Annotated in this window: 22 protein-coding genes; 11 read left to right on the forward strand and 11 right to left on the reverse strand. The window is 57.7% G+C overall.

Going from position 1 to position 18680, the window contains the following annotated elements; translation table 11 throughout:
• The first annotated feature begins 74 nt into the window (after positions 1 to 74).
• Genes ABUK73_RS04355 through ABUK73_RS04365 form a run of 3 tightly spaced genes read left to right on the forward strand, consistent with a single transcriptional unit; the run spans position 75 to position 2880 of the window.
• Entirely contained in the window at positions 75 to 1604 is a 1530-nt protein-coding gene (locus ABUK73_RS04355; protein ID WP_454892327.1) for a sensor histidine kinase, read from the forward strand.
• Positions 1576 to 2526, forward strand: a complete 951-nt coding sequence (locus tag ABUK73_RS04360) for a peptidoglycan-binding domain-containing protein (RefSeq protein ID WP_353576196.1) — start codon at positions 1576 to 1578, stop codon at positions 2524 to 2526. The genes ABUK73_RS04355 and ABUK73_RS04360 overlap by 29 nt, the downstream gene beginning before the upstream one ends.
• Before the next feature lie 12 nt (positions 2527 to 2538).
• Positions 2539 to 2880, forward strand: a complete 342-nt coding sequence (locus ABUK73_RS04365) for a DUF1491 family protein (protein WP_353576197.1) — start codon at positions 2539 to 2541, stop codon at positions 2878 to 2880.
• 245 nt (positions 2881 to 3125) lie between these two features.
• Here the strand turns inward: ABUK73_RS04365 and ABUK73_RS04370 are convergent, their stop codons facing one another.
• From ABUK73_RS04370 to ABUK73_RS04380, 3 genes are all read right to left on the reverse strand, one after another.
• Positions 3126 to 3611, reverse strand: coding sequence for a chemotaxis protein CheW (locus ABUK73_RS04370; RefSeq protein WP_353576198.1), 486 nt, complete (start codon positions 3609 to 3611; stop codon positions 3126 to 3128).
• Positions 3611 to 5554 (reverse strand): HAMP domain-containing methyl-accepting chemotaxis protein, encoded by a 1944-nt coding sequence (locus tag ABUK73_RS04375; RefSeq protein WP_353576199.1) that lies wholly within the window; start codon positions 5552 to 5554, stop codon positions 3611 to 3613. Before ABUK73_RS04375 ends, ABUK73_RS04370 begins: the two co-directional genes overlap by 1 nt.
• Positions 5555 to 5994: 440 nt before the next feature.
• A complete protein-coding gene (locus tag ABUK73_RS04380) occupies positions 5995 to 6921 on the reverse strand; it encodes a DUF2336 domain-containing protein (RefSeq protein WP_454892322.1) in 927 nt (308 codons plus the stop codon).
• Positions 6922 to 7686: 765 nt separating this feature from the next.
• Between ABUK73_RS04380 and ABUK73_RS04385 the strand changes: the two genes are divergently transcribed.
• Positions 7687 to 7896, forward strand: a complete 210-nt coding sequence (locus ABUK73_RS04385; RefSeq protein ID WP_353576201.1) for a hypothetical protein — start codon at positions 7687 to 7689, stop codon at positions 7894 to 7896.
• 21 nt (positions 7897 to 7917) lie between these two features.
• Here the strand turns inward: ABUK73_RS04385 and ABUK73_RS04390 are convergent, their stop codons facing one another.
• The gene (locus ABUK73_RS04390; RefSeq protein WP_113085963.1) at positions 7918 to 8466 is read right to left on the reverse strand and encodes a DUF1254 domain-containing protein; all 549 of its coding nucleotides are present in this window, start codon (positions 8464 to 8466) and stop codon (positions 7918 to 7920) included.
• Positions 8459 to 9046, reverse strand: coding sequence for a DUF1214 domain-containing protein (locus ABUK73_RS04395; RefSeq protein ID WP_113085962.1), 588 nt, complete (start codon positions 9044 to 9046; stop codon positions 8459 to 8461). Before ABUK73_RS04395 ends, ABUK73_RS04390 begins: the two co-directional genes overlap by 8 nt.
• A 165-nt stretch (positions 9047 to 9211) precedes the next feature.
• Here ABUK73_RS04395 and ABUK73_RS04400 point away from each other — a divergent pair, with 165 nt between their 5' ends.
• On the forward strand, positions 9212 to 9610 hold the full coding sequence (locus ABUK73_RS04400) for a DUF1801 domain-containing protein (RefSeq protein WP_353576202.1): 399 nt from the start codon (positions 9212 to 9214) through the stop codon (positions 9608 to 9610).
• Between the two features lie 7 nt (positions 9611 to 9617).
• On the opposite strand, the gene ABUK73_RS04405 is transcribed toward ABUK73_RS04400, so the two are convergent.
• A complete protein-coding gene (locus ABUK73_RS04405; RefSeq protein WP_353576203.1) occupies positions 9618 to 10703 on the reverse strand; it encodes an acyltransferase family protein in 1086 nt (361 codons plus the stop codon).
• 215 nt (positions 10704 to 10918) lie between these two features.
• A complete protein-coding gene (locus ABUK73_RS04410) occupies positions 10919 to 11344 on the reverse strand; it encodes an RrF2 family transcriptional regulator (protein WP_353576204.1) in 426 nt (141 codons plus the stop codon).
• Between the two features lie 150 nt (positions 11345 to 11494).
• Here ABUK73_RS04410 and ABUK73_RS04415 point away from each other — a divergent pair, with 150 nt between their 5' ends.
• Entirely contained in the window at positions 11495 to 12454 is a 960-nt protein-coding gene (locus ABUK73_RS04415; protein WP_353576205.1) for an alpha/beta fold hydrolase, read from the forward strand.
• Between the two features lie 80 nt (positions 12455 to 12534).
• Here the strand turns inward: ABUK73_RS04415 and ABUK73_RS04420 are convergent, their stop codons facing one another.
• Both ABUK73_RS04420 and ABUK73_RS04425 read right to left on the reverse strand, forming a co-directional pair.
• Positions 12535 to 13998, reverse strand: coding sequence for a PQQ-dependent sugar dehydrogenase (locus ABUK73_RS04420; RefSeq protein WP_353576206.1), 1464 nt, complete (start codon positions 13996 to 13998; stop codon positions 12535 to 12537).
• Entirely contained in the window at positions 13998 to 14432 is a 435-nt protein-coding gene (locus ABUK73_RS04425) for a DUF2231 domain-containing protein (protein ID WP_113085957.1), read from the reverse strand. The genes ABUK73_RS04420 and ABUK73_RS04425 overlap by 1 nt, the downstream gene beginning before the upstream one ends.
• A 209-nt stretch (positions 14433 to 14641) precedes the next feature.
• Between ABUK73_RS04425 and ABUK73_RS04430 the strand changes: the two genes are divergently transcribed.
• On the forward strand, positions 14642 to 15040 hold the full coding sequence (locus ABUK73_RS04430; RefSeq protein WP_353576207.1) for an ester cyclase: 399 nt from the start codon (positions 14642 to 14644) through the stop codon (positions 15038 to 15040).
• On the opposite strand, the gene ABUK73_RS04435 is transcribed toward ABUK73_RS04430, so the two are convergent.
• Positions 15037 to 15366 (reverse strand): contact-dependent growth inhibition system immunity protein, encoded by a 330-nt coding sequence (locus tag ABUK73_RS04435; protein WP_353576208.1) that lies wholly within the window; start codon positions 15364 to 15366, stop codon positions 15037 to 15039. The two genes, ABUK73_RS04430 and ABUK73_RS04435, sit on opposite strands and share 4 nt — an antisense overlap.
• Positions 15367 to 15377: 11 nt before the next feature.
• Positions 15378 to 16247, reverse strand: a complete 870-nt coding sequence (locus ABUK73_RS04440; protein WP_353576209.1) for an RNase A-like domain-containing protein — start codon at positions 16245 to 16247, stop codon at positions 15378 to 15380.
• A 251-nt stretch (positions 16248 to 16498) separates the two neighbouring features.
• Here ABUK73_RS04440 and ABUK73_RS04445 point away from each other — a divergent pair, with 251 nt between their 5' ends.
• The 4 genes from ABUK73_RS04445 to alaE all read left to right on the forward strand — a co-directional run bounded on the left by ABUK73_RS04445 (position 16499) and on the right by alaE (position 18580).
• Positions 16499 to 17149 (forward strand): glutathione S-transferase family protein, encoded by a 651-nt coding sequence (locus ABUK73_RS04445; RefSeq protein ID WP_353576210.1) that lies wholly within the window; start codon positions 16499 to 16501, stop codon positions 17147 to 17149.
• Between the two features lie 117 nt (positions 17150 to 17266).
• Positions 17267 to 17650: an ACT domain-containing protein gene (locus ABUK73_RS04450; RefSeq protein WP_353576211.1), complete on the forward strand. Its 384-nt coding sequence runs from the start codon at positions 17267 to 17269 to the stop codon at positions 17648 to 17650.
• 29 nt (positions 17651 to 17679) lie between these two features.
• A complete protein-coding gene (locus ABUK73_RS04455; protein WP_353576212.1) occupies positions 17680 to 18036 on the forward strand; it encodes a nuclear transport factor 2 family protein in 357 nt (118 codons plus the stop codon).
• Between the two features lie 76 nt (positions 18037 to 18112).
• The gene (alaE, locus tag ABUK73_RS04460; RefSeq protein ID WP_353576213.1) at positions 18113 to 18580 is read left to right on the forward strand and encodes an L-alanine exporter AlaE; all 468 of its coding nucleotides are present in this window, start codon (positions 18113 to 18115) and stop codon (positions 18578 to 18580) included.
• Positions 18581 to 18680: the final 100 nt, after the last annotated feature.

Below are 18680 nucleotides of genomic sequence, written 5' to 3' on the forward strand. Positions count from 1 at the left end.
GCAGGCCCCTATTGTCGGGCATGGTTAAGGGCGCTCTCGCCCCTTTGGAATTCGGTGTTCAGGTATTGCGTAATATAACGGAAAAAGCGATTGCGTTGATCGATCATGCCACCGGCATGTGGCTTTCGCGCATGGAAGAAGACGCCAGCGTGCGGACCGCCACGGTCCATGCCCTGCGCCGTCTGGTGGCATTCGGTCTCACCGCGCTGTTCGTCGTTCCTGCCGTTTTCTGCCTTGCCTTTTCCGTCTCCGTTGCGCTGCCGCTGGGCGTTGCCACCGTCATCGCCGTCTTTCTTGCCGCCGCCGCCTCGCTCATCGCTTTCCGCAAACCGCTGAGGCAGGAAGAGATCGCTGCTGCGCCTGCACAGAATACGGTGCTGGCAAGCCAGGTCCCCGGCCTGCTGCTGGTGTTCGATGAGCATGGCGTCGTCAAAAGCGTTTCTGGCCGCGATCTCAAGCAGTTTCCCGCCCATTTCCAGAGCTGCACCGGCCATCTCTTTGCCGAGCTGGTGCATGTTTCTGACCGTATCGGCCTGATGCAGGCTTTCGATGCGCTGCGTCAGGGCAACGATAACGCCATTGCCGATCTGCGCTTTGAAAATGCCATTGCAGCGCGCCAGACGCAGTTCATTCATGCGCGCATGGATATCACCGCCGAGCGTGACCGCTTCGGCAGGCTGACCAGCGTTATCGGCCAGCTGCGGGATGTGACCGAAAAGGAATTGCTGCGCAACGAGGTCGCCCGCAAGGCTGCGGAAGCGGAATCGGCCAATGATGCCAAGTCGCGCTTTCTCGCCGCCGTCAGCCATGAATTGCGCACGCCGCTCAATGCCGTGCTGGGCTTCTCTGATATTCTGGCCGGGGAATATTTCGGCAAGCTGGAAAATGACCGCCAGCGCGAATATGTCTCGCTTATTCGCCAGTCCGGCGCGCATCTTCTGTCTGTGGTCAACACCATGCTGGATATGAGCAAGCTGGAAGCGGGCCGTTACGAGCTGCTGATGGAGCCTTTCCGGATTGCAGATGCCATCGCCACCTGCGAGGGCATGCTCGGTCTTCAAGCCCGCCAGAAGGGCCTGACGCTGACCAGTCGCATTCAGCGCGATATCGGCGAAGTGGTGGCAGATCAGCGCGCCATCCAGCAGGTTCTCATCAATCTGGCCGGCAATGCCATCAAGTTTACCGAATCGGGTGGTGTGGTCTCCATGGACGCATCGCTGGAAGGCCGCATGCTGAAACTCACCGTCAGCGATACCGGCATCGGCATCGAAGCGGACAAGATCGCGTTTCTGGGCCAGCCTTTCATGCAGGTGCAGAATGAATATACCCGCCGCTATGAAGGCACGGGTCTGGGTCTTTCGCTGGTCAAGGGGCTGGTGGAGTTGCATGGCGGCAGATTTGCGATTTCCAGCCGCGCCGGTGAAGGCACCGTCGTGACAATCCTGTTGCCTGCGGATGGCTCCGGCCAGACGAATGGCACGGATGGTGACGATGGCAGAGGTCCGGTGGAGTTTCCGCCGCGCCTCAAGCAGCAGGCTGCCGGTGCGGTAAAAATGATGAAGGAGGATGTTGCGGATGGCCGCGCCAAAGCGAAAATCGCCTAGGAAAACACCTGCCCGCAAGGAGCCCGGTTTCGTTTCTGTGGCAGCACTCGCCATAGGACAGGAAATTCTGCGCCATCCCAAACTGGTTGGTGGCTGCACGGCCTTTTTCGTCGTTTTCGGTTTCGTTGCCGCCAATGCACTCTGGTACCAGCCGGGCCATCACCCGTCGCCTTTCCTGCGCACGCGCGATGAGGAAAACCCCAACGGCATTCCCGGTTATCGCCTGGCCTCGGGCCTGGGAGAACACGGCAACGTCACCACCTTCCGCATAGAACGCCAGACCGATACGCCGCAGCCACAGGCACCGGCGGCAGCACCCGCTGCCCAGCCAGCGGACCCGGTGGCAAATGCCATCGCACAGGCCGCGCCGCATCCTCCCTCCGAACTGGTGGCTGAAATCCAGCGTGAGCTTGCCCGTCGTGGTCTCTATGAGGGCCCGGCAGACGGCATGACCGGACCACGTACCACTGCGGCTATTCTCTTCTTCGAGGAAACGGTCGGTATGGAGCAGACCGGCGAGCCTACGAGCCGCATTCTCTCCGCGCTGAAAATCGACAGCGCCACCACGGTTGCCGCTATCCCCAAGGCCTTGCCGAAGGATCGGCCCGCCAGCGCCAATACCGGCGGCGTGGCCATCGATCCCGTGGCCGCCGCCATCCGCAATGCCGAAGCCAACGCGCCCAAGCCGCAATCCATCTCGCTGACCTCAGGCGGATCTGCCAAGTCAGTGACGAAGGATCTGGTCGCCAAAATCCAGCAGGGCCTCGTCAACATCGCCTATGCCGATGTGAAGGTGGATGGCATGGCAGGCGAACAGACCCGCACCGCCATTCGCAATTTCGAAAAGCACTACCGCCTGCCGGAAACCGGCGAGCCGAATGAAGCGGTGCTGAAAAAGCTGAAATCCATCGGCGCTTTGTGATACTGCGTCGCTATGCGCTTAAAATCTGAGATATTTGTCTCCGCCCTGATCCGCCGCGTCTTTTCCGCAGGCGATTTCGCCGCCGTGGAGTGCAAGGGCGCAGATGCCGCAGGTGCCATCTTCATCCGCCAGCGCCTTCGCGGCGGGCTGGAAAACCTCTACGGCCCCGCACCGCAAAGCTTCTCGGACGACGAAGAGGAACGAGCCGAACGCCGCTTCGAGCGCCGCTTGATCAATGCCGAAACGCAGGATGTCGAGGCGTTGCTGGAGAAGGAACGGCGTTTCGATAGTGATTTGTGGGTGGTGGAGCTTGAGACGGAGAGTGTGGAGGGGTTGTTTACGGTTGTTGCTTGAGGCGGCAGCGCCAGCGGGTGTGGCTCACCCCCCTCTGTCCTGCCGGACATCTCCCCCTCAAGGAGGGAGATCGACTCGTTGAGACCTCTCGCCAATCTTAAACGTTGAGGATAGAGCGACGGATAAGCGTCTAGCCGATCTCCCCACCTGAGGGGGAGATGCCCGGCAGGGCAGAGGGGGGTAAGCCCCACCCGCTGCCCTACAATACCGGGCGTAAAAGGCCCCACCCGCAAACGCCTACCAACCTAAACCGCCGCCTGCGCATCCCAGCTTTCAGGATCGGCCGTGGCGAAGATGGCGTCGAGGTTGAGGAAGCAAATCATCACCTTGTCGCGGGCAAAGATGCCTTCGGCAAACCCCGTGGTGGCAAGGCCGGCGGCGGCGGGGACTGGCTGTAGGTCGGCGGCCGAGACGGTGAGAATGTCGGACACGCGATCCACCATCATGCCGATTGTTCTGCCCTTGACGCTGGTCACAACGATGGCGCTGCGTTCGCTGGCTTCCGCAGGCGGCATACCCAACTTGCAGGCCAGATCGATGATGGGGATGACCGTGCCGCGCAGGTTCATCACGCCCACCACTTCCGGCGGCGTGTGTGGCAGAGGTGTGACGGGGGCCCATCCGCGAATTTCGCGGATGGAGGTGGTGCGAACGGCGAACTGCTGCTCGCTGAGCATGAAGGCGATGATTTCAAGCGCGCCGTCGCCGCGAATGATTGGTGCATGATCCATCAAAATTCTTCCCAGTTGCTTTTGGATGTATCGAGAGCGGCGTTGCCGGAGAAGGCAGCGCTGATCTTGCGGCCAAGCGCACGCGCAGGAGAGGCGGATGGACGGTCATGGGAGGAGGCAGCACGCATTGGCGCTGCGTTTCCGGCATGGCTGCCGTCCGAAAGCTTGAACTGCGCCAGAAGCTGGTTGAGCGAATGGACTTCCTGCGCGAGACCGTGGCTGGCAGCAGTAGATTCCTCGACCATAGCAGCGTTCTTCTGCGTGTCCTGGTCCATCTGGTTCACAGCGGTGTTGATTTGCTGAAGACCGGAAGACTGTTCCTGTGCCGATTCCGCGATGGCTGCGACGTGGCGGTTGATTTCCTGAACCTCGGTCACGATGGTTTCAAGGGCAATGCCCGTTTCGCCAACCAACTGTACGCCCTGCGCAACCTGCGTGTTGGATGTGGTGATGAGCGCCTTGATATCCTTGGCCGCATTGGCAGAACGCTGTGCGAGTTCGCGAACTTCCTGTGCAACGACCGCAAAGCCCTTACCCGCTTCACCGGCGCGAGCCGCTTCAACGCCTGCATTCAAGGCCAGAAGATTGGTCTGGAAAGCGATTTCGTCGATGACGCCGATGATGTTGGAAATCTCGCCGGAGGATTTTTCGATCTGCTCCATGGCGGTAACGGCCTTGCGCACGACGTTACCGGATTGCTCCGCGCCAAGCTTTGCGCGGCTGACCAGTTGACCGGCTTCCTGGGCGCGACGTGTCGCGTCCTTGACCGTGGTGGTGATCTCTTCCAGCGCTGCGGCGGTTTCTTCCACGGCGGCTGCCTGCTGCTCGGTGCGCTTGGCAAGATCGTCTGCGGCAGAGCGGATTTCATTGGCACCGGAATCGATGCCGCGAGCATTCTGTGCCACGCGGTTCAGCGTGGACTGAAGCCGTTCTGCGGTGCTGTTGAAGTCATTGCGAACGCCATCCAGCGTTTGCGCAAAAGGCTCGCGCAGGCGGTGCGTGGTGTCGCCGTCGGCAAGCTTGGAGAGGGCGGAAGCCAGATTGTCCACGGCGAACTGCACGTCTGCCGCCTCCTGTGCCTTCTGCTTTTCGCGCGCAATGCGCTCCTGCTCGGAGGACGACCGGTTGGCCTCGGTTTCGCGCTCCAGACGGATGCGTTCGATGGCGTTCTCGCGGAAAACCTGCACGGCAGCGGCCATCTGACCCACTTCGTCCGAGCGGTCCATTCCTTCGATTTCAGCCTTTGTTTCTCCCGCAGCCAGCGAGGCCATGCGTTCACGAAGGCGGGCGATAGGCACGGAAATGCCCGCACTGGCGATGTAGAGGCCAAGAGCGATCAACAGGGCCGACACCGTCAGGATACCCACGGCGGCAGTGATAATGGTGCTGTCTGTATTGTCGGAAAGATTCTGGCTGCCTTCGTTCATCGCCGTGATGAGTTGTTCCGTGCCGGCTGTCACCTTCGGCGATATTTCGCCGATCTTGGCGACTACAGCGAGAGCGGCACTCTGCGCTTCGGTGCGATTTCCGGCTTTCGCGAGATCGAATACTTTTTTGCTCAGAGCATCCGCTTCCGAGATGCCGCTCAGAATGTCCGTAACGGCTTCCTTGCGCTGGGGGGTCAGCTCCGCGACCTTGACCTGACGCTCCGATGTCGTCTTGCTGTCATCCGTATATTTCTTGACCGCAGCCGCAAATGCGTCACTGGAAGGATCAAGCAATGCAGCGCGCAGCGTCTGAATAGACATCGAGTTCATCGAGCCGCTTGTTCGGGCGTTCAAAACGGCGGCGTAAGCATCCTTGGCAATGAAATCATTGTAGATATCATCGGTGGATTGATACTGCACGCTGACATAGGCCAATCCGGCGATGGACGCTGCGCTCATCAAGGCGATGACCGAGATGACCTTGGTCTTAATTTTCGTGTTTTTCAGAAATGACATGATTTCCTCAAGGCAGTGGTCAACCGCCTCATCAGCGGTTGGGAATAAATATTTGAAACATCGCGCGTAGCCGTCCCCTGCATCGGGGCAGCAAGCAGTTACCAAATCGCAATCTTTGGTTGATTGCGCTCCTCCGCTTGGTCTACTGACTTCATGTTTGAATGAAGTCTGCGGCGCAACAGTTCATTATTTTATCTAAATTTTGAGTTACTTTATTATGCGAATAATTACCGTTACGTGAAGTTGTGAGGCTATTTGAAATTACAGGGTTTTTTGCGCTCTGCCCCTTCCGGCACTCGCAAAAGGGGTGCTGGAGCTTCCCATGCGTTAGTTTGGCCAGAGGCTGGCTGCCAAAACCAGAAAGCGCCAGCGTTGTGGCGCTGGCGCTTTTGTCAAAAATACAATCTTCGGGGGTATTTGCGTGTGGTTGATAAGACGCCTCAGCGTCTGACCACCAGCTTCTGAACCGCAGCCGTTTCTTCGGCAACTGAGGCTTCCTGACGGCTTGGGTCGACCGTGTAGCGGTCGGCACGACGCCAGTTTTCGATGCGGTCTTCGCACTGGCCGGGGTCGAGCTTTTCAAGCATGGCTTCCGCCTTGGTCATGTCGCCATCACGCACCTTCAGGTGCGGATAGAAACATTCCAGCACGAAAGCCGCATCGGCGAAGTCCATGCCAAGGCCTGTCATGGTGGTGGCCAGTTGCTGGCCGGAAATATCCAGCATCACCCGCTCCGACAGCCAGTGGCTGGCCGAAAGCGAATCCGAAAGCGCCATGGAAAACTGCCGCGCATTGCGTTCGCGGGCAAAGCGCACCAGCAGAGCTTCCTGTACATCCGTCAGGCGGCGTGCTCCAAGGTTGTCGCTGTGCGGACGGTTGAGCTGGCGGGCCATGGTGCGAAGCTGGCGGCGCAAATCCTCTTCGCGGTCGGCAATGGTCTTCTGCATGGAAGGTGATTGCGCGGGCAGGGCGGCGGTGTCCTGCTCAGAAGGACGTGTCGGCGCGTGGCGGGAATGGCGCAGGCCCACAAGCGCATCAATAACGGTGGGCGAAAGGTCGTCGCGGCGGACGATGGTGCGGGCATGCGCACCACCCTGGGTGCGGGCAATCGCAATCAGCGTGTCGTCGTTCAGAGCCTTTGAAGACACCAGAAAGGGTGCCGATAGCCCAATGGGCTGGCTGGCAATGAAAAAGGCGACTGCCGATGGCACATTCGGGTTTTGAGAGAGTGCGGCCACGGCTTCCCGTTTCGCTTCCGGCGTGGAGGCGGTGAACAGGGGCATGAACAGTTCCGCAAACTGGCGAAGCTCGGACTTGGACGGGTGCGAAAGCCCTTCAAAACTCGATACAGTGGCCATTAGCACCACATCTTTCTTCCTCTCGGCACTGGGCCTTTCTAATTCTCGAAACCGGTCGGTCAACGCAATACCCAATGAGACGCAAAACAAAACGATCCGTTCAAATTAGAGCAAACGTGTTGACGCCCTGTTAACCAGCAATGTCGCAAAGCGGTTTTTTGTGCTTATGCACAGTGAATTTTTAAGAAAAGAATTTCGGAAAATTACGCGCCCTTTGAACCCTGCACATTGCTGCGCTAGCGGGAACTCGCCTGCCGTGTCGATAACACGGGATGGCGAGCCCCTGACCGCTATCATGGCGGCTAAGTCCCTTTAAACACGCGGGAAATGACAATGGTCAAATGTGATCTCGTGGAAATCTGACCTGTTACTTTTTCGGTCTTCGGCAAATGGTTATATAATACAATGACTTTGCTTGGCTCGCCCCAGTTGTGTTCACAGGACTGTGAGACGCGCCCCTGTGAATAAAATGCTGCATGGCAGTAAATTTTAATGGGTTTTGTGTCATGGCAAGAATATTAGTATTAACGAATAATTAACCTCCACATGTTTGTAATCCCATAGGCAGTTATGAGATTCGGTGTTAGATTTGGGGTATGAAATCTAGCATTCTGGGTGGCAAGCACTGTTGCACCCGCAGCTGCCTCTCGTCTCCCATGCCAGTCTGTGGACTGGAAATGCACAATGTTGTGGTGATGGCATTCCCGCGCGTCGCTTGAGCGTCCGCGCGTTTATTCAACAAAACAAGCGTCATGCCCCTGAGAGGAGAAGACAATGGCAGACATCATTTCGTTTTATGCGGCGTGGCGCCGCTTAAGCAGACCGGCAGATGCGCACAGGCCGCCAACAGGACCGGCACAATTGCTGTTTTTCACAGGCGTAAGGTATGAGCGCCCCATCATCGACATCAAGATGGAAACGCGCAAGAAACCGCGCAAGCGCAAGACGGTTGTCGCTCCTACGGATGCCGCTATCGGTTCCTGATGTGACGGGTCTGAAGACTGCTCAAGACCACGGCGTTGGCTCGCATTTGGCTTCGCCCAGGAATCTCTCCGCTTCTTCCACGAAGCTTGGCTGTGGCACCATGGTGCGCAACACGGCATAACCCTTGTTCTGGCCCGCTTCCACCAGAATGGATTGCGCAAGCCCCTCCGGCTTTGCCTTGCGGATGGCCGCAAGCTGCACCTGGTTTGCCACCAGAATATCCAGCTCTCCACCCGCCGATGTACGGTCGTTCATGCTGAAGATTTCATTGGACGCACTGTCGAAAATCGCCACCGACCAGAATGGCACGGCCCCAAAGGCCGCCAGCCGCACCGGCTTGTCTGTGATGTCGAAGGTGCAGACGGCAACCCGCATGAAGGGATCGCCACTGCCAAGCTCGGTCTTTTCACGGCTGTCATCCAGCAGATGAAACACATTCGCCCTGCCTTCCGCCACCGAGCGCGTATAGGCATCGCGGTTGGAAAAATGCGGGATCGACAACAGGATGATCAGATGCAAAACCGCTGCACCCACAAGCCCGACGAAAACGGCAAAGAGAACCCTAAGCATTGCCGCATCCTGTTTTCTGGATTTCCGGCATCTTTATGTCGATAAGGCCAGTGCTGCCAGCGACAGGCGTATCGAGCAGCGTCAGCACCAGCTTGAAATTGCCACCCTTCGGTACCGCCAGCCAATTGTAGGTCTGGGCGGTGGCAGCCACGCTGATATCCATGCTGCCATCCGGCGCATGCAGCAGCGTGCGGGAATTGAGCGCGATGGGACGGCCAGAACCATCATCCAAAAGATTGCCCTGCTGGTCGGCAGCATAAAGCGTCCAGAAGCGGGAAGGGGGCACGGTGCCCGCCAGCCGGTAACGGCACTCGCCCGTCAGGCGCTGACCGGCGCTGTCGATGGAAGCGGTAAAGCTCAGGCCTTCGGCTGTTCCATAGAGCAACTTGCCCGCATCCGCACGGTGGGATTTGGCGTAAGGGTCGGCCTCAATCGTCTGCGCTTCAGGAAAGGCATCCCAGGCTCCGATCTTGATCGAGCCGAAACCATCGGTCGCTTCAAGGGCCGCAAGCGTGGACAGTATGCCGCCGCCAAAGGCGATAATGAGCGAGATTGCAACAAGAAATGGAACTCGAAACACGCTGTTTTCCCGTTTTGGAACAGGTGAGCGTTAGCATTGATTTTGCTTCGGGGAAATGGGCAGAACGCGACGCACACAGGGCTTTGCATAAATCTCCACGCTTGTTGCTGAGGATGTGCTAATTTGTGGCCCGGAACCGCCGCCTGATGTTTGCCGAGGATGCCCATGGCCAGCAAAACCGATCCCGTTTTAGCCCAAGACGCCACCTTGCTGATCGACAAACGCATCGCTGAACTGAGCGATTGGCGTGGCGAAACGCTGGCCCGCCTGCGTGCCATCATCACCGAGGCAGACCCTGATATCATCGAGGAATGGAAGTGGCGCGGCGTCCCCGTCTGGTCGCATCACGGCATCATCTGCACCGGCGAAACCTATAAGTCCGTCGTCAAGATGACCTTCGCCCACGGCGCATCCCTTGCCGATCCCCACCACCTGTTCAACTCCAGCCTGGACGGCAACACCCGCCGCGCCATCGATGTGCATGAGGGGGAGGAGATCGATGCACAGGCCCTGACCGCGCTGGTTCGCGCGGCTGTGGCGTTGAACGTCTCGAAGAAGAAGTAGCAAGGCTTTACCGGCCAGTCGTGTCCGTCGCGACCACATGTTTGTCGCGCCGCGCCGTGAAGCGTATTTTCGAGGAGAACCTGTGCATCGGTTTTTCCAGCAGCACATAAATGACGTAACTGGCCAGGCAAATCAGTGGCAGGGAAACCAATGCCACACCGGCACGCCCTATTTCCGGCACCAAAAAACGGTCGCATATCTTGATGATGACGGCCACCATGAAGAAGTGGAAGAGGTAGAGCGAATAGCTGGCATCGCCAAGCGCAGTCAACCAGTTGCGGCCTGTTGCACGCCCCGCCTTTTCCAGCAGAACGGCCCCCAGAACCAGCATTGCAGCCGGTACGCCCTGCGTGAAAAACGTGTTGGTGATGGGCGCTATCGTATAGGCAGGGTCGAAGATTTTGTTCAGGCTGAACATCAGCACGAAGCCGACGACGCCCAAGCTGACATAAAGACCCGTATTTCTGTTGGTCTTGGCAAGAAGCACATCCGCGCTTTGCGCAATCAGCATTCCCAGCACAAAATCCAGCATGATCGGCCGTGTATAGACATAGGCCAGAATGCCGTATTCATCGGCGTGGATGAACAGCCCGGCGATGGTCAATGCCAAAATGATGGCGGAACAAATGTAAGTGCGCAGCTGGTAGCGAAGCCAGATCGCGATGCTGAACATCAGATAGAAGAACATCTCATAATTCAGCGTCCAGCCCAGATAATAGAGCGGATAGATGCGTCCCTCGGACTTCTGATAGGGAATGAACAGTGCACTCTTCACCATGGAAGGCAGATCGACCTCTGTCGATTTGAACGCCGCTGGCATGACAAGAAAGATCAGTATGACCAGCAACGTCGCGAGGTAATAGAGCGGCGCAATTCTGAGAAATCGTCTGAACAGAAAGGCCAAAGGTCCGGTTACACGCTGGCTTGTCGTATAGACCATAATGAAACCGCTGATGACGAAGAAAAGATCGACACCTTCCAGCCCATAGGGTGTGTATCTGAGCAGCGACGAGCCGGGAAACAATTCGCTGAGATGTGCCCAGACGACGAGGCAAGCTGCAAATGCTCTCAAAATCTGGACGTTCATCAGCATGGGCAGGTTCTCTCGCGTGCGTGATGCTATCGTAAGTGGAATTTTATTACATTTTCTCGCTTGTGAATTTCAAGGTTTTTATTCAACTTCGAAAGCATACGCGTTCGAATACTGGGAATATTATTAACTTGCACTCTGAGTTTGGCGAGCAAATCTTGTCTCGCACGGGTGCAGCATGCTTCATTACAGTCGAATGGACATCCAGTTCGTCTGGATCAATCCTGTTTGGACTGAAGGGCAGTTCGGGCGATATCCGACAGCCGGGCATCCTGATACGCCTTTGTCAGCGCCAGTTCAGCGCCCTGAAATGCTTCTACCAGCCGCGCATTCGTCGCTTTTTCCACCGGACAGGATGGGTGGTCACTGGAAAGTGGAGCTTCGAGAATAGTCTCGCCCTGAAGCGCACGCTGGATGTCGAGGATCGTCAGCTCTTCCAGAGGTCTTGCAAGCGACCAGCCGCCGCCGCGACCACCTTCTGAGACGACGATGCCATGTCGCCGCAACTGGCCCATGGTTCGCCGCACGACCACTGCGTTGGTATTCAGCATCTGCGCAATGCGCTCGGATGTTTCCCGTCCACCCAGAAGTCCCATGTGAACGAGGACGTGCACCATGCGCGCCAGTCGGCCATCCTGTCTCAATCGTGAGGTCTCCATAAATTGTAACAATATTTGTTACGGTATCTTGATCCTGCTTATTCTGTAACATATCTTGATACGCAATGAACGCCAAGCGTCGCATGGTATTTGGACATGGCGCTTTCCTGAAGCGTGCCTTTCGAGGAGATCGATATGAAACAGCGGATGATCGAGACAAGAACCCTGAACATGAACATTCGGGAAGCGGGCGAGGGGCCGTTGGTTGTGCTTTGTCACGGGTTTCCGGAAACCTCGCATGCATGGCGTCACCAGATCGCCGCTTTGGCCGAGGCCGGGTTTCATGCTGTGGCGCCTGATATGCGCGGCTACGGCCAGACGGAAGCACCGCAGGATTGGGCGCAGTTCACCGTCTTCGACTTTGTGGCGGATATGGTGGCTCTGGTCGATGCGCTGGGTGAGGACAAGGCCACCATCATCGGCAATGATTGGGGTGCGACAATTGCCTGGCAGGCCGCCCTTCTTCGTCCTGATCGCTTCCATAAGGTCGTTGCCATGGGCGTGCCTCTGATGGGCCAGCCACCCGTTGCGCCCAGTGCCATCTTCCCCACCACAGATGACGCCATGCTTTATGCGCTCTATTTCCAGCAGGATGGGGCGCGTGTGGAACTCGACAAGAACCCCGAAACGACGCTGCGCAAAATCTATTACGCCGCCAGTGGCGAAGCCGGACCACGCCTGCCGGGCGACGATACACCCAACCCGTTCGGCATGGTAGCGCGCAAGCGTGGTTTGCTTGCCGATCTGCCGGATCGTCCCGTGTCATGGCTGAAGGAGAGCGACTGGCAGGTGCTTGTCAGCGCCTTCACCGCGTCAGGCTTTGCGGGCGGTCTCAACTATTACAAAAATCTCGATCGGAACTGGCAGCTCCAGCATGCTCTGTCTGGTCTGAAAGTCATCGTCCCCGCGCTGTTCATGGTGGGGAAGCGCGACACCGGCCTTGCCATTCCCGGCATGAAAGAGATGATCGATGCCATGCCCTCGCTTGCTCCGGCTCTCCAGAGAACCCAGATGGTTCCCGGGGCTGGCCATTGGCTGCCGCAGGAGGCACCAGAGTTGGTGAACAAGGCCATCATCGAGTTTCTGAAAGGTTGAGACGTTCAGCCACTTGCCCTGACGCATGAACGTAAAAACGCCGCCACCGGAGGGGTGACGGCGCTCTGGAAATTCGAGTGTCAGTTTGCAGGTGCAGGGGCGGGCGCAATTGCAGGAGCCGACGGTGCAACCGGTGCTGCCGGGGCAGGTGCCGTCGGGGCAACGCCACCAGCGGAGACGTCATCCGTGGCAACAGGGGCAGGTGTTACTTTGCCATCTGCTGCCGCCACGCGCCAGACTGTGTTGCCCGCATCATCCGCCACCAGCAGCGCGCCGGTGCCATCGATGCCGACACCCACGGGGCGGCCACGGGCCTTGTCGCCCTGAATGAAGCCGGTGACCACATCCTGCGTCTTGCCCGCTGGCTTGCCGTTTTCGAATGGCACAAAGGTCACGCGGTAACCGTTGAAGGCGGTGCGGTTCCAGCTGCCGTGTTCGCCGATGAAAGCACCGTTGGAATAAGGTGCGGGCAAAGCGGAGTTGAGCGAGAAGGTGAGGCCGAGGGCTGCGACGTGGCTGGAGAGCGCGTAATCAGGCTTGATGGCCTTTTCCACCATATCCGGGCGCTGCGGGTGAACGCGGGCGTCGACATGGTTGCCATAATAACTCCATGGCCAGCCGTAAAAGGCGTTTTCCTTTACCGATGTCATGTAGTCGGGCACGAGGTTCGGGCCCAGTTCGTCACGTTCGTTGATGACGGCCCAGAGTTCCTTGCTTTCAGGGTTGAAGGCAAGGCCGTTGGGGTTGCGCAGGCCAGAGGCGTACAGCTTAAAGGCGCCGGTCTGGCGGTCCACCTGTAGGATTGCGGCGCGGTTCTTCTCGGCCTCGATGCCGTTTTCCACGATGTTGGAGTTTGAGCCGACGGAAACGTAAAGCATCTTGCCATCTGAGCTCAGCGCCAGATCCTTCGTCCAATGGTGGTTGATCGGCCCGCCGGGAAGTGGTGTCAGGATCTTTGGCTCGGCGGTAATCTCGTTCTGCCCTAGCTGATAGGGGTAGGCGAGAATATTGGAGGCGGTCGCGACATAAAGCGTGTTGTCAGCAAAGGCGACGCCGAAGGGCGAGTCGAGGTTGGTCAGCAACTCGTGGCGCTCATCCACCGTGCCATCGCGGTTGGTATCGCGCAGCAGGGTGATGATATTGCTGGGTTTCTGCGGGCCGGTTTCACCATGGGCAATGGACATGATCCAGCCGCGAATAATGTCCTTCGGGCGCGATGGCGCTTCACCCTTCGGCCCGCGAGACTGCACCACCAGCACATCGCCATTCGGCAGCGTGTGCACGGTGCGCGGATTGACGAGGTCTTTTTGATAGGCCGTGATTTTCAGGCCCTGCGGCACGGTTGGCGTTTCGCCATCCTTCCAGCCGATGACCTCGGCCACCTTCAGGTCGGGAATGAGGCTGGGCGAAGGATCTGGCAGAACCGGGTCGGCCCCAATCTGCTGCGAAAGATCGAAATTGCCGTTCTGCTCGCTGCAGGCGGGCAAAATGACGGCGACGCTGCCGAGGAGGATAGAGCTGAGGAAAAAGCGCGGCGTGACCATCATACTCTCCAAGCCAGTCTTGCATATTTGCGGGTAGAAGCGGCAACCGCCATCAGCGACACGACGAAGGTGACGGCAGACAAAAGCAGCCCGTAGGGCACAACAGCGGTCCAGCCATCACCGGCGTGAACGAGGCTGTTGACGAAGGCCAGAAGCAGCATGACGATGAAAAGAAGAATGGCAAAAAACGAAGGCCGCATGGGACGCGTCCGCGCCCGCAACAGATCGATCAGCCCCGCCAACAAAGCCAGACCACCGATGACCAGCCCGGCAAACAACAGCCAGGCGGAAAAATTCTGCCACATCAGATTGCCGGTCTGCCAAAAGGCGATATCCGTTCCCAGCGCCAGCGAAAAGCAGACGAAGGGAAACGGCACGAACAGCAATTGAAAGGGATATGCAGAGGCTTCTCTGCGAGACGAGACATCATTCATGGAGAAGGCTCCGAAACTCAAGACGAATATGGCAATTGCATTGCGCGGGACACATCCATGCTGCGCTTGAGAAATCAACGGTTTGGAGGGGATTTGGTTGCACAGTGCCAGATGGGCAAGCCAAGGCCAGGCAGGGAGCAGCCGCGCAAACCTAAACGCCAAAATCCATAGCATGGGAACTGCATTCCCGCTCACGCCGTTACCCGGCCATGACCGACACCAATCTCGCCGCCACCTACCGCGCCTATATCGCCTGCCTCGATGCGCAGGACTGGCAAAATCTCGGAAATTTCGTTGCCGAAAATGCCGTGCATAACGGGCGTGCGCTGGGCCTGAGCGGCTACCGCGCCATGCTGGAAAACGACTTCCGCGAAATCCCGGATCTGCGCTTCAACATCGAGCTTTTGGTCTGTGACCCGCCTATGGTCGCCAGCCGTCTGCACTTTCATTGCACACCAAAAGGCACCTTCTTCGACCTGCCCATCAACGGCAAAACGGTTACCTTCGGCGAAAACGTCTTTTACCGGTTTGAGGCTCGAAAGATTGAAGAAGTCTGGTCGGTCATCGATACGGCGGCTATTGCGGCGCAGTTGCAGGATTTCAATTAGTTGCGCGGCTCATACCGGGTATGGCAATCAGGGTCGGCGAGGATTTCACGGAGCATTGTAAAGAACTGTGGAACCGTCTGGCCAATTGTATCAGGTGTGAAGTCGAACCAGTAACGCCTCGAAAACTCGCCTTCGAGATCGTTATGATACCTCTCACTAAAACGCTCCATTTCCTCGAGCAGTTTCTGCTTCTCTTTAAGCTCGGTGAAATGCGCATAACCAGCAAGTGCCTCTGGTACGCTGTCATATTCCAAATCCATGTCCTGATGTAGATAGCCCGCAATAAGGCCCGCGAGCGTTGGAAAATCGTCTTCGGCTGTGGTCATGGAGCTCATCATCAGGGAACAGGAAATGCCGTCAGAATATAGTGCGTCATACCGTTATAGCTTTCCTTTTTTATAACAACACGCAGTTTCGACATTTGCTGCAGCTGTCCGGACGACCGAATGACGCCGTGTCCGACGATGCGGCCCGCATCGAAGACGATTGGCGGTTGAAGGGTTGCACCGGTGGGAGCGGTTTTCGACCACTGTAAAATTCGCACCTGGTTGACTTTCAAGGCTCGCGATATCTGTTCTTCTGCCACACGAAGACCGGTGAAAGAAGAAATTGCCGGTGGTGGTGCGCGCCCTGTTGCCGTTTGCGCTATCCGTTGCCGCAGAAACGCTTCGTCCTTGCCGACGTGCCTGGCAATCGTGTGTCCACCCAGACGCGTTCCCGCTTGCGCCTCATGTTGCATCAGAGAGATACGCCCGGAGCGTACGGCAGCAGCCCTAACGGCACCCGCCATTATGGCGCCGCCGATTGGCACCATGAAATCCACGGCCATGCCAATGTTCTGCGCGGTATCAGGACTGGCCCCGAGGCTCCTTGCCATAGCCGATGTGCTGCGTTCAGTCAGCGACCGTTCGTCTCGACCAGTCCAGAGTTGACGCCCGCCAGTGGTGCATTGGTCCGCTGCATGGATTGCCAGCGCAGTACCCCCGATTTTTGTCAGTGTCGTTGGTTCGGGAGTCAACCAAAGCGCTCCAGCGGTGACGCCTTCTGCCGCGCATCCAAGAAGCCGCAATGCACCTATAAGGCGATTTCCCGGTGTTCCGCTTTGTTCGACGCTTTCACCTTCCAAAACCGCTGCCAATTGCAATGCAGACACTGCAATAACCAGCCCCTCATCCGCGTCTTCGAACTGTCTGGTTTCGACCGCCATGTAACCTCCGACGAATTGCCTTTAAAACTCAATCAAAAACCATTTTACCATCTGTGATTGAATTTTTCTGTCATTCTGTGGCATTTCCAAGGCGTTCACTCATGACGTCATGACAACTTTGATTATTCAGAACATTGAAAGTCTGGCATTTTGTAATGATGTCGCTCTAGCTTGCGAAAAAGTTGAATGAGCCCTGTCGGAAACCCGCTCCACTATTCGTCTTCCATCTGTACCATCAAGGGAGAACGGCCATGACCATAACAATCACTGCTTTTGAACGCTCGCCGGATCGCGGCAAGGGGTTGGCGCGGGATATGCGGGTGCGTTGGGCGCTGGAGGAGGTAGGGCAGCCTTATGAGGTGCGGCTTTTGTCGTTTCAGGCGATGAAGGAGCCGGACCATCTGGCGCTGAATCCCTTCGGGCAAATCCCGACCTTTGAGGAGGGCGATCTTGCCCTGTTCGAGTCCGGGGCCATCGTCTTCCATATTGCCGAGACCCATCCGGGCTTGCTGCCTGTAGAGGCGAATGCACGGGTGCGTGCCATCGGCTGGATGTTCGCCGCGATCAACACCGTTGAGCCACCGCTTATCGACCGCGTGGTCGCCAAAATTCTGGAGGGAGACCGCAGTTGGGCGGATGAGCGTCTGCCGCTGGTCGATGCGCGCATTCACCAACGTCTGCGCGAGCTTTCCGCCCGCCTTGGCGATGCCGAGTGGCTGGATGGTGCGTTCAGCGCGGGTGATTTGCTGATGGTGACGGTGCTTATGCGCGCAAAGGCTGGGGGCTTTCTAAGCGACTATCCCAACCTCGCCGCCTATGTTGAACGCGCCGAAGCCCGCCCGGCCTATCAGCGCGCATTTGCTGCGCAATTGGCCGTTTTCAAGGCTGCCTCGGCGGGGTAGCAAGAACGCGGTCCGTGTTCGACATCTGATTCTCGATGGCGTATCGCGGAGCTTGTTCCAACGCGTCGTGAGCGGCGTGAAGCAGATGGCACTATGTTACGAAAGGCGGAATTTCCCATGGCACCACGCGTGAAGCTTCGGGCTCTGGATGGGAGTTACGGCGTGGCCCGTCTGGGTCCGTCCAATGCCATTCCCGGCTGGGCGGATGGGCAGGGCTTCGTCAGCATCAGCCGCACGGATGACGAACTTTCCATCACCTGCCTGCGGGAGCGAATTCCTGATGGCGTGAAGGTGGATGGCGGTTGGTCCTGCATCAAGCTTCAGGGGCCGTTCGCCTTCGATGAGACCGGCATCGTACTGTCTGTCATCCAGCCGCTTTCGGAAAATGGCATCGGTATTTTCGTGGTATCCACATTCGATGGCGACCACCTGCTCGTCAAAACCGACGACCTGGAAACCTCCCGCGATCTTCTGGTCAAGGCCGGGCATTCCTTTATCTGATCGATACTCCAACCTGAAAATGACATGTAATGAACGACATAGAACAGCCGGTCCGTGAGCAGCTTGCGGCCTATAATGCCAAGGATATCGACGCCTTCATGCCCTGGTGGGCGCAGGATTGCGAATATTACGCATTCCCATCCACCCTTCTGGCCAAGGGTGTCGATGAAATCCGCACGCGCCACATAGAGCGCTTCAAGGAGCCCGATCTCCACGGGAAACTGCTGACCCGCATCACCGTCGGCAATGTCGTCATCGACCACGAGACGGTGACCCGGACCTTCCCCGAAGGACGCGATGAAGTGGATGTGGTCTGCATTTACGAGATTGAAAACGGCAAGATTGCCAAGGCATGGTTCAAGCTGGGCGAGCAGCGGATTTTGTGATCGTGCCCTTCTTGTCGCATGAGCCGTATCGACCATAAGCGGTTGCGGTTCAACGCTTTTTCGAACAGACTAAGATATGCATGAAACCGCAAAGCCCCATTCCCGCCGCCGCGCATTCCTTGCCGATACGACGGCGCTGATCGTGTTTTTCACCACGACCGGCATCATCAACGAACGCTTCATTGCCGGAATGACATGGGAACAGGTGCTTCATGCCAGACTTCTGGGCGCAGCCCTGATGGTGCCGGTGGGGCGGCCTTACGGCCTGTGGCGTGACTGGCTGATGCGTTTCGCAAAGCCTAGCCGCATCTCGCAAATCCTGTGGGACAGCCTAGCTCTGGTCAGTTTCCAAGTGCCGATCTATGCCGCCATCATCGCGGTCACCGGCGCGTCCGGGCAAGGCCTGCTCTTCGGCATTCTCGGCGCAGCCGTAATGATGCTGACGCTGGGGCGACCTTACGGCGCGTTCCTCAACTGGGTCCGAAGCCTCTTCGGCCTGCCGCCGGGTGGCGATAGGCCCATGAGTTTGAAGAGTTTGGATTGATTTTTTTAGGTTCTAATGAGCGGGATGGTTTGCAGGAAGTTTTGTTGGGGCGTGCAGTCGGACAGGGGGTTGACGAGGAAACGGGTTGGCTCATCCACCA

Origin of the sequence: Agrobacterium vacciniicorymbosi (genome assembly GCF_040427045.1) — a bacterium.
Classification (GTDB): domain Bacteria; phylum Pseudomonadota; class Alphaproteobacteria; order Rhizobiales; family Rhizobiaceae; genus Agrobacterium.

Bases quoted from the DNA above. Each gene is read 5' to 3' on its own strand.
- ABUK73_RS04360 (WP_353576196.1), top strand. From the start codon at position 1,576: ATGGCCGCGCCAAAGCGAAAATCGCCTAGGAAAACACCTGCCCGCAAG.
- ABUK73_RS04365 (WP_353576197.1), top strand. From the start codon at position 2,539: ATGCGCTTAAAATCTGAGATATTTGTCTCCGCCCTGATCCGCCGCGTC.
- ABUK73_RS04370 (WP_353576198.1), bottom strand. From the start codon at position 3,611: ATGGATCATGCACCAATCATTCGCGGCGACGGCGCGCTTGAAATCATC.
- ABUK73_RS04375 (WP_353576199.1), bottom strand. From the start codon at position 5,554: ATGTCATTTCTGAAAAACACGAAAATTAAGACCAAGGTCATCTCGGTC.
- ABUK73_RS04385 (WP_353576201.1), top strand. From the start codon at position 7,687: ATGGCAGACATCATTTCGTTTTATGCGGCGTGGCGCCGCTTAAGCAGA.
- ABUK73_RS04390 (WP_113085963.1), bottom strand. From the start codon at position 8,466: ATGCTTAGGGTTCTCTTTGCCGTTTTCGTCGGGCTTGTGGGTGCAGCG.
- ABUK73_RS04400 (WP_353576202.1), top strand. From the start codon at position 9,212: ATGGCCAGCAAAACCGATCCCGTTTTAGCCCAAGACGCCACCTTGCTG.
- ABUK73_RS04405 (WP_353576203.1), bottom strand. From the start codon at position 10,703: ATGCTGATGAACGTCCAGATTTTGAGAGCATTTGCAGCTTGCCTCGTC.
- ABUK73_RS04415 (WP_353576205.1), top strand. From the start codon at position 11,495: ATGAAACAGCGGATGATCGAGACAAGAACCCTGAACATGAACATTCGG.
- ABUK73_RS04420 (WP_353576206.1), bottom strand. From the start codon at position 13,998: ATGGTCACGCCGCGCTTTTTCCTCAGCTCTATCCTCCTCGGCAGCGTC.
- ABUK73_RS04425 (WP_113085957.1), bottom strand. From the start codon at position 14,432: ATGAATGATGTCTCGTCTCGCAGAGAAGCCTCTGCATATCCCTTTCAA.
- ABUK73_RS04430 (WP_353576207.1), top strand. From the start codon at position 14,642: ATGACCGACACCAATCTCGCCGCCACCTACCGCGCCTATATCGCCTGC.
- ABUK73_RS04435 (WP_353576208.1), bottom strand. From the start codon at position 15,366: ATGACCACAGCCGAAGACGATTTTCCAACGCTCGCGGGCCTTATTGCG.
- ABUK73_RS04440 (WP_353576209.1), bottom strand. From the start codon at position 16,247: ATGGCGGTCGAAACCAGACAGTTCGAAGACGCGGATGAGGGGCTGGTT.
- ABUK73_RS04445 (WP_353576210.1), top strand. From the start codon at position 16,499: ATGACCATAACAATCACTGCTTTTGAACGCTCGCCGGATCGCGGCAAG.
- ABUK73_RS04450 (WP_353576211.1), top strand. From the start codon at position 17,267: ATGGCACCACGCGTGAAGCTTCGGGCTCTGGATGGGAGTTACGGCGTG.
- ABUK73_RS04455 (WP_353576212.1), top strand. From the start codon at position 17,680: ATGAACGACATAGAACAGCCGGTCCGTGAGCAGCTTGCGGCCTATAAT.
- alaE (WP_353576213.1), top strand. From the start codon at position 18,113: ATGCATGAAACCGCAAAGCCCCATTCCCGCCGCCGCGCATTCCTTGCC.